This window comes from Streptosporangium sp. NPDC049046 (genome assembly GCF_040649155.1).
Lineage (GTDB): Bacteria > Actinomycetota > Actinomycetes > Streptosporangiales > Streptosporangiaceae > Streptosporangium.
This window is the reverse complement of record NZ_JBEZEZ010000056.1, coordinates 20,026-27,390: the sequence shown is the minus strand read 5'-3', so window position 1 is coordinate 27,390 and position 7,365 is coordinate 20,026. Positions and strand designations below refer to the sequence as shown.

General features: G+C 69.5%; 7 protein-coding genes and 1 rRNA gene. All 8 read left to right on the top strand.

Annotation, left to right across the window (positions count from 1 at the left end):
• A 5S ribosomal RNA gene (gene rrf, locus AB0B96_RS39540) occupies window positions 1–75 on the top strand; the annotation flags it as partial.
• Between the two features lie 217 nt (window positions 76–292).
• Window positions 293–1,585, top strand: coding sequence for a folylpolyglutamate synthase/dihydrofolate synthase family protein (locus tag AB0B96_RS39535; RefSeq protein WP_350946103.1), 1,293 nt, complete (start codon window positions 293–295; stop codon window positions 1,583–1,585).
• 179 nt (window positions 1,586–1,764) lie between these two features.
• Complete coding sequence (locus AB0B96_RS39530; protein WP_362907274.1) at window positions 1,765–2,103, top strand: DUF4233 domain-containing protein; 339 nt, start codon at window positions 1,765–1,767, stop codon at window positions 2,101–2,103.
• An 11-nt stretch (window positions 2,104–2,114) separates the two neighbouring features.
• A complete protein-coding gene (locus tag AB0B96_RS39525; RefSeq protein ID WP_362907272.1) occupies window positions 2,115–4,055 on the top strand; it encodes a hypothetical protein in 1,941 nt (646 codons plus the stop codon).
• 91 nt (window positions 4,056–4,146) lie between these two features.
• On the top strand, window positions 4,147–4,557 hold the full coding sequence (ndk, locus tag AB0B96_RS39520) for a nucleoside-diphosphate kinase (RefSeq protein ID WP_350945806.1): 411 nt from the start codon (window positions 4,147–4,149) through the stop codon (window positions 4,555–4,557).
• 192 nt (window positions 4,558–4,749) lie between these two features.
• Entirely contained in the window at window positions 4,750–5,781 is a 1,032-nt protein-coding gene (locus AB0B96_RS39515) for a rod shape-determining protein (RefSeq protein WP_350945807.1), read from the top strand.
• Window positions 5,781–6,815: a rod shape-determining protein MreC gene (mreC, locus tag AB0B96_RS39510; RefSeq protein WP_362907269.1), complete on the top strand. Its 1,035-nt coding sequence runs from the start codon at window positions 5,781–5,783 to the stop codon at window positions 6,813–6,815. The genes AB0B96_RS39515 and mreC overlap by 1 nt, the downstream gene beginning before the upstream one ends.
• 4 nt (window positions 6,816–6,819) lie before the next feature.
• Complete coding sequence (gene mreD / locus AB0B96_RS39505; RefSeq protein WP_362907267.1) at window positions 6,820–7,347, top strand: rod shape-determining protein MreD; 528 nt, start codon at window positions 6,820–6,822, stop codon at window positions 7,345–7,347.
• The last annotated feature ends 18 nt before the right edge of the window (window positions 7,348–7,365 follow it).

Below are 7,365 nucleotides of genomic sequence, written 5' to 3'. Positions count from 1 at the left end.
AACCCGGAAGTTAAGCTCTTCAGCGCCGATGGTACTGCACCGGGGACGGTGTGGGAGAGTAGGTCACCGCCGGACAATTTTTCATGAAAGGGCTCCCACTGTTTGGTGGGGGCCTTTTCGTGCTTTCCAGGGCCTTTTCTTTTCCGGGCAATTTCCCCTCGTGGCTTTTCCGGCGTTCCTGGCCATGGGCAGGAACGCGGCCTGCCCTGGACTCTTCATGGGCCCGTCCGGGACCAGCCCAGGACGTCAGTAGGCTGGAGACGTGGACTATCGAGCGGTTGAACAAGCGATCATGCAGCGTGGCGTCGAGTGGAGCTTCGAGCCCAGCCTCGACAGGATCGCCGCTCTCGTGGACCTGCTCGGTTCCCCGCAGCACTCCTATCCCGTCGTGCATGTGGCCGGTACGAACGGCAAGTCGAGTACGACCCGGATGATCGAAGCACTTCTGCGTGAGCGCAACCTGCGTGTCGGCCGGTTCACCAGCCCTCACCTCGTTTCCATGCGCGAGCGCATCAGCGTGGACGGCGTCCCGCTGAGCGAGGAGCGCTTCATCGAGGTGTACGAGGACATCGCGCCCTACCTGGAGATGGTCGACTCACAGGGGCGGAGGCTCTCCTTCTTCGAGACCCTCACCGCGATGGCGTTCGCCGCCTTCGCCGATGCTCCCGTGGATGTGGCGGTGATCGAGACGGGGATGGGGGGCGTCACCGACGCCACCAACGTCGCCGACGGCACCGTGGCGGTCATCACGCCCATCTCCCTCGACCATGTCGACTACCTCGGGCCCGACGTCGAGACGATCGCAGGGGAGAAGGCCGGCATCATCAAGCCCGGGGCGACCGCCGTGCTCGCGCAGCAGGAGCTTCCCGCCGCCTCGGTGCTGATGAGGCGGGCCGCCGAGGTCGGTGCCACCGTGGCACGCGAGGGGCTGGAGTTCGGCGTGCTGAGCAGGGAACTCGCCATCGGCGGGCAGTTGGTCCGGCTCAAAGGGCTCAAGGGAACCTACGAGGACATCCTGCTTCCCCTCTACGGGGCTCACCAGGCGGGCAACGCGGCCTGCGCACTTGCCGCGGTGGAGGCGCTGACCGGTGGGGATGAGCCTCTCGACGCGGAGCTGGTGCGGCAGGCGTTCCTGGGGGTGCGTTCGCCCGGCAGGCTTGAGGTGGTCCGCAGAGGGCCCACGGTGGTCGTGGACGCCGCGCACAATCCGGCGGGGATCCGGGCCAGTCTGGACGCCGTGCAGGAGTCCTTCGACTTCGCGAAGCTCATCGGAGTGGTGGCGGTGTTCGAGGACAAGGACGTCCAGGGCATCCTGGAACTGCTGGAACCGATGATGGACGAGATCGTGGTGACCAGGAACTCCTCGCCGAGGTCCATGGATGTGGACGATCTCGCGGCGCTGGCCGAGGAGATCTTCGGCCTTGACCGGGTGCACCAGGTCGAGAGGCTGGACAGCGCGATCGACCGGGCGATCGGCATCGTCGACGCTCTGGGAGAGTTCAGCGGGGCCGGGGTTCTGATCACCGGGTCGGTGGTGACCGCCGGTGACGCGCGACTTCTGCTCAAGGCGGACGAGGCACAGTGAGCGAGCAGGACACCGCGAACGGCCAAGAGCGTGATATGCCGAAAAACGCTCTTATTAGACAAGTCGGGCGGACGAGGCGCAGTGAGTAGACAGGTCACAGTGAGCGGGCGAGGCGGGATGAGCCGGTCGGGCGTGGCGGGTCGTCGGGTGCGGTCGTGGCGACTCCGGAGGGACAGAAGATGATCACGGTCACTCCCGGGATGAGGCGTCTCTGCGCCAGCGTGCTCGGCATGCAGGCCATAGTCGTCGGTCTGTTCACGCCGGTCGCGATCAACATCCAAGGCGTCGAACCGACCCTCGCGTTCACCGTCGGCCTCGGCCTGGCGCTCCTCTGCGTGGTGGTGATCGGCCTGCTCAGGCGGCCTTTCGCCTACCTCGCGGGAAGCGCGATCCAGGTGCTCACCATCGCCTCCGGCTTCATGGTCCCGGCGATGTTCCTCCTCGGGGTGATCTTCGCCGCGCTGTGGATCACGGCGATATTCGTCGCTCGCCGTGTCGAGGGCGTGACTTCTCGCTAAAGTCGGCCAACATGGCCGTCCCTCCCATCCAGCCGACTCGGGCGGTGCCCGCCAGGCCCACCGGCCTGGTGCGCGTGCTCCGGGTCTCCCTGATGATCGACGTTGTCCTCGGACTGCTCGTCGCGGTAGTGCTGCCGCTGGCGATCGTCGCCATTCCCAACACCATCTCGGTGGTCGCCGCCCTCCTGCCGCCGGACATCTCGCAGATAGCGATGATCAGAGCGCACGGGCTGGCGCTTCCCGCGATGGTCCTGACCGTGCCGGTGGCGGCGGTGGCCGTGCACCGGATGAGGGCGGCCCCGATGATGGTCGCCGGGCTGACCCTGCTCGCCTTCGCCGACGTCGCCGGCGGGTACGCCGGGTCAACGGCGCTGGTAGGGGTCCTGCGGGTCCTGCACGGGGTCGGAGCGGGCCTGCTGGTCCCCGCCACCCTGATGGCCGTCCGGGGGCGTTCGACGCTCCTGCGGGCCGTGTGGGCGGCCGTGTTGACGGGGAGCCTGCTGGCCGCTCAGGCGCTCGCGCTGTGGCCCCTCGACCAGGTCGACTCCTGGCGCGTCACCCTCCAGCCGTACCCGATGCTCACCGGGGTCGCGCTCGCCCTCGCCGCGCTCTATCTGGTGCTGTGGTTGAAGGAGGGCGAGGGCGGCACGGGCCCCGTTCCGGTCGTCGCCGAACGCGGACGCACGCTGTGGGTGGTCGTGCCCGCCGCGGGCGTCGCGGCCCTGGCTCTGGGCAGCACGTTCGACTGGTCACCGAATCTGGTGATCCGTGCGGCGCTGGTGTCCATCCTCGTCCTGCTCGCCCTGGCCTCCTCCGGTGTCTCGAAGGGGGCCGCCGGTAGGGCGCCGGCCTACGCGATGATCGCGGTCGGCGTCGTCGCCCTGCCCACCGCCGCCCAGATCACCTACGTCGAACTCGGAGGGCTGGGAGGACCGGGGCTGTCCGGCCTGTGGCCGGCCTTCGTGATCGCCGCGTTGGTGGGCCTCCTGTCCGCGCTCTCGGCGAACCGGCTGGGCGACGCGGCCATGCCCATGGTCACCGCGGGTGGGCTCGTGGTGATGGTCGCGGGCCTGTGCGCCGTGCGGCTGTTTCTTCCCGCCCCGGGCGGGCTCCCGCTGATCCTCCCGTTCGCGCTGCTCGCGGGCGGTGCCTCGGTGGCGCTCACCGGTGCGTTGCGATCCTGCGGCGAGGGGGCGGCGCTTCTGGCGCTGTCGCTGTTCTTCCCCGCGGTACTCGTGGGCTTTCTGCTTGGCAGTGGCGTCCAGGTCAACCGCCTGAAGGACGCCACGACCCCGCAGGCGCTGGTCGACGGGTTCGTGGACGCCCTGCACCTGTGGGCACTGCTCGGGGGCGGACTGGTGCTCGTGGTGATCGTGCTCGGCGCCGTTCTGGCTCGCCTCCTGCCAGGCACCCCGGTGAGCCTGGGGGACACCCGGGACACTCCGGCAGGTGCGGGCGGCTTCTCGCCCGCGGCGCGATCCACTTCCGGGCTGGTGCCTCCTCCCGCCGGGGAGGCCGATTCCGCCGGTGGCGCGTGGCCGGCCGCCACGGCGTCGGGACCTCCCGGAAGGGTCGGTCCTGCCAGGCAGGTCAAGCCGTCCGAGCGGGCCGGGCAGCCCGGGCGGTCCGAACAGGACGTGCAGGTGGGACACGGGGTGGTGCGGCCACGGTCCGAGGCCGCACCGAGGCCGCAGGGCCGTCCGAATCCCGAGGCGGGACCTATGGCCGCGACCGGATCCAAGGGCGGGTCCGCGGCCGTCACCGGGGGAGGGCAGGGGGTGGGCAAGGGCGGGAGACCCAGGCCCCGGCACGAGCCCGACCGTGTTCCCGAGCGCGACCCCGAGCCGGAGACGGAGGCCGAGCCGGAGAAGGTCGTCGCGCCGCCCGTGGTGGTGCCCCCGCCCGCGCCCTCGCCCGAGGACGGTCCGGGAAGTGGGCCTGCCCTCCAGTGACCTCGCCGACCACGGGTAATCGCGCGAAGGACGGTAAACTTCGCGCGATTACCGCAGTCCGCGACCCATACATGTTCAAAGGAGAACTCCAGTGTCCGAGCGCACTCTTGTCCTGATCAAGCCCGATGGTGTGGCGCGTGGTCTCATCGGCGATGTGATCGCCCGTGTCGAGCGCAAGGGGCTGAAGGTCGTGGCGCTGGAGCTGCGCACCCTGGACGTCGAGACCGCCAAGACGCACTACGCGGAGCACTCCGAGCGGCCGTTCTTCGGCGAGCTGGTGGAGTTCATCACCTCCGGCCCGCTGGTCGCGCTGGTGCTTGAGGGGCCGCGGGCCATCGAGGCCTTCCGTGGTCTCGCGGGCCTCACCGACCCCGTCAAGTCCGCGCCCGGCACCATCCGCGGCGACCACGCCCTGGAGATCGGCGAGAACGTCGTCCACGGCTCCGACTCTCCCGAGTCCGCCGCGAGGGAGATCAAGATCTTCTTCCCGGATCGCTTCTAGAACGCGCGCTTTCGCCGAGATTGCCGGGCCCCGCCGTCCTTGTGGACAGCGGGGCCCGCCTTGTTCGGTTAACCCAAGATTTTGCTGCGGCAGGCCGCCTCATTGCGCTCAACGGTGGGTACGTCACGTTACGATTCGAGTGCGTTCCGTAGTTTTCGCCGACGACCTGACGGAAGGAGGCCGGCCTTCCTCATGGGCAGCAACCTTGCTTTTCTGGGCCGTGACATGGCGGTCGACCTCGGCACCGCGAACACCCTCGTGTACGTGCGGGGCCGCGGGATCGTGCTCAACGAGCCGTCCGTCGTAGCGATCAACACCGCGACGGGGAAGATCGTGGCCGTTGGTATCGAGGCCAAGCGGATGATAGGCCGCACTCCCGGCAACATCGTGGCCATCCGCCCGCTCAAGGACGGCGTCATCGCCGACTTCGACGTCACCGAGCGCATGCTGCGCTACTTCATCCAGCGGGTGCACAAGCGTCGCCACTTCGCCAAGCCGCGCATCATCATCGCCGTGCCGAGCGGGATCACCGGTGTCGAGCAGCGAGCGGTCAAGGAGGCCGGTTACCAGGCGGGTGCGCGCAGGGTCTACATCGTCGAGGAGCCCATGGCGGCCGCGATCGGCGCCGGGCTTCCCGTGCACGAGCCCACCGGCAACATGGTGATCGACATAGGCGGCGGGACCACCGAGGTGGCGATCATCTCGATGGGCGGTGTGGTCACCAGCCAGTCGATCAGGGTGGGCGGCGACGAGCTCGATCAGGCGATCATCACCTTCGCGAAGAAGGAATACTCGCTGATGCTCGGTGAGCGCACCTCCGAGGAGATCAAGATGGCGATCGGTTCCGCGTGCACGCTCCCCGAGGAGAGCCACGCCGAGATCCGGGGCCGCGACCTGGTCAGCGGCCTGCCCAAGACGATCGTGGTATCGGCCGCGGAGATCCGCAAGGCCATCGAGGAGCCGCTGAACGTGATCGTCGACGCGGTCAAGACCACGCTCGACAAATGCCCGCCCGAGCTTTCCGGAGACCTGATGGACCGCGGGATCGCCCTCACCGGGGGCGGTGCGCTTCTCAAGGGCATGGACGAGCGGCTGAAGGCGGAGACGGGCATGCCGATTCACCTCGTCGACAACGCCCTCGACTCCGTCGCGCTCGGCTCGGGCAAGTGTGTCGAGGACTTCGACGCCCTGCAGCAGGTCCTGGTCCCCGAGCCGCGGCACTGATGAAGGACACCCGCAGGGCACGGGTCAACCTGGGACTGCTGCTCGCCTCCGCACTCGTGCTCGTGACCATCGACCACCGTTCGGTCACGGAGTCGCCGTTCGGTCCGCTCAGGACGGTCGGCACGACGTTGTTCGGCGCCGCGGAGAGCGCGGGGGCGGGACTCGTACGACCGGTGGGCGAGTTCTTCGAGGCGATGGCCGAGGCTCCCTCGGCGCGGAGCCGGATCGAGAGGCTGCACGCGGAGAACCAGCGCCTCAGGCACGATCTGGCGGCGCAGAGCCTCGACCGGGAGCGCTCCAGGGAGCTTCGCAGGTTGCTCGGTGTGGCGGGGACCGGCGGATACAAGATCCTGACCACCCAGGTGATCGCTCGGCGCGGTGCTCCCGGGTTCGAGGAGGCCGTCGAGCTCGACGTGGGGCGCGCCGATGGAGTGCGTCCGGAGATGACTGTTTTGAATGCCGATGGCCTGGTCGGCAGGGTGGTTCAGGTGGGCCCGTCCACCTCGACGGTGGTTCTGCTCAGTGACCCCGCCTCGGCGGCCGGGGCCAGGCTGGAGGGCAGCAACGAGATCGGGGTGGTGCACGGGGTGGGGGAGAACGGTCGCCTGGTCCGCTTCCGGCTGCTCGACTCGACCGCGCCGATCACCCCGGGGCATCGCATCGTGAGCTTTGGTTCCCAGCGCGGCGCACCGTATGTGGCGGGGGTGCCGATCGGGGTGGTGGAGCGGGTGGAGGCCACGCCGGGTGAGCTGACCCGCATCGCGTACGCGCGGCCGTCCGCGGATCTCACCTCGCTGGACGTGGTCGGGGTGGTGGTGCAGGCGCCGCAGCGCGACCCGCGTGACACGGTGCTTCCGCCGGCTCCGCGCAAGGCGAAGGTCTCGGCACCGGGGCGGTCCACGCCGCGCTCACCCGAGTCCGACGCCGAGTCCGGGCCCGGCTCCGAGGACGGCTCCGACTCCGAGGTCGACTCCACCTCTGAGTCCGGTCGGCGAGAGGCGGGGGTTCCCCGTGGCCGGCGAGAGGGGGCCTGAGGGGATGGGGCGCAACGCGATGTTCGTGGCGCTGCTTTTGGGGATCATGATCCTCCAGGTGACCGTCGTCAACAGGCTGCCGCTGCCGGGGCATGCCGCGCCGGATCTGGTGTTGCTCGCCGTGGTGGGGTACGCGCTGGCACGCGGGGCCGCAGCTGGGGCCGTCATGGGCTTCGCCGCCGGCCTCGTCAGCGACCTGCTGCCGCCCGCGGCGCATCTGCTCGGGCACAACGCGCTCGTGTTCTGCCTCATCGGCTTCATGGCGGGACGGGCGGTGGAGAGCCGGCCGGCCGCGGGGCCGCTCGCGGCGCTGGCCTGCGCGATCGCCGGTCCCGTGGTCGCTCTGGTGACCGGCGCCCTGGTGGGGGATCCGCGGGCCGGTGTGTCCATGCTCACGGCGGTGCTGCCACAGGCGATGATCTACAACCTGCTCGCCGCGCCACCGGTGGTGTGGATGGTGCGGAGGGTGGTCAGGGGGCCGGAGCCGCGTCCCATCCAGATGCCCCGCTCGGCCATGCGGAGTCGTGCATGAGGCCAGGTACGCGGCATC